The sequence below is a fragment of the Pseudomonas sp. SWRI179 genome (assembly GCF_014268705.1).
Classification (GTDB): Bacteria; Pseudomonadota; Gammaproteobacteria; order Pseudomonadales; family Pseudomonadaceae; genus Aquipseudomonas; species Aquipseudomonas zanjanensis.
In genome coordinates, this window is sequence record NZ_JABWRA010000121.1 from 1 (window position 1) to 1,273 (window position 1,273).

Consider the following 1,273-nt stretch of genomic DNA (forward strand, 5'->3'; position numbering starts at 1 on the left):
AGATTACCTACACCGCCACCCTGACCAACCCGGCCCAGACTCCGGTGACCGTGACCTTGAGCAATGGCTCGGTCATCACCATTGCTGCTGGCCAAACCACCGGCACTGTCAACGTTGATACGCCTGCCAATGACGTCTACAACAACGGCAGCACCGTCAGCACCACCATTACCGGTGCGACCGGTGGCAACTTTGAAAACCTGGTGCCGAGCACTACGCCTGCGGTCACTACGATTACTGATTCGGCGGATACCACCGGCCTGACCTTGACCGCCAGCAACACCATCACCGAAGGCGGCCAGATCACCTACACCGCGACGCTGACCAACCCGGCCCAGACGCCGGTGACCGTGACCTTGAGCAACGGCGCGGTGATCAACATCGCTGCCGGCCAGACGACCGGAACCGTCAACGTCGAGACACCGGCTAATGACGTCTATAACAACGGCAGCACGGTCAGCACCACGATTACCGGCGCAACCGGCGGTAACTTCGAGAATCTGGTGCCGAGCACGACGCCTGCCGTTACTACGATCACCGATTCGGCCGATACAACCGGCCTGACGCTGAGCGCCAGCGAAACCATCACCGAAGGCGGCCAGATCACCTACACGGCGACGCTGAGCAACCCGGCCCAGACCCCGGTGACCGTGACCTTGAGCAACGGCGCGGTGATCAACATCGCTGCCGGTGCGACCACCGGCACCGTCGCCGTGGATACACCCGCCAACGACGTCTACAACAACGGCAGTACCGTCAGCACCACCATCACCGGCGCAACCGGCGGCAACTTCGAAAATCTTGTGCCGAGCACTGTGCCTGCGGTCACTACGATTACCGACTCGGTAGACACTACTACCGTGACGTTGACTGCTACACCAACCGTGAATGAAAACGGAACCATCACTTACACCGCGACCCTGACCGATGCCAATGGCAATCCGGTCACCGCGCAGAACGGTCCGGTGACGGTCACGCTCGACAGCGGCAAGACGATCACTATTGCAGCCGGCGCAAGTTCGGGGGCGTTGGATGTCGCTGTCGGAAACGACGTTTATCAAGGTCCGACCACCGTCACCGAATCGATTGCCTCGGCATCGGGCGGTAACTTGGAAGCCATCGCTCCAAACACCACGCCAGTTAGCACTGTGGTCAGCGATGTCAACGACACCACTACCGTGACGTTGACCGCCACACCAACCGTGAACGAAAACGGCACCATCACTTACACCGCGACCCTGACCGGCGCCGATGGCAAACCCGTCACCGCGCA

1 protein-coding gene is annotated in these 1,273 nt (G+C 60.8%); it reads left to right on the top strand.

Translation table 11 applies throughout. The features are described 5' to 3' along the window. The coding region (locus HU767_RS28495) for an immunoglobulin-like domain-containing protein (RefSeq protein WP_186731108.1) at positions 1 to 1,273 on the top strand (1,273 nt) is incomplete at both ends.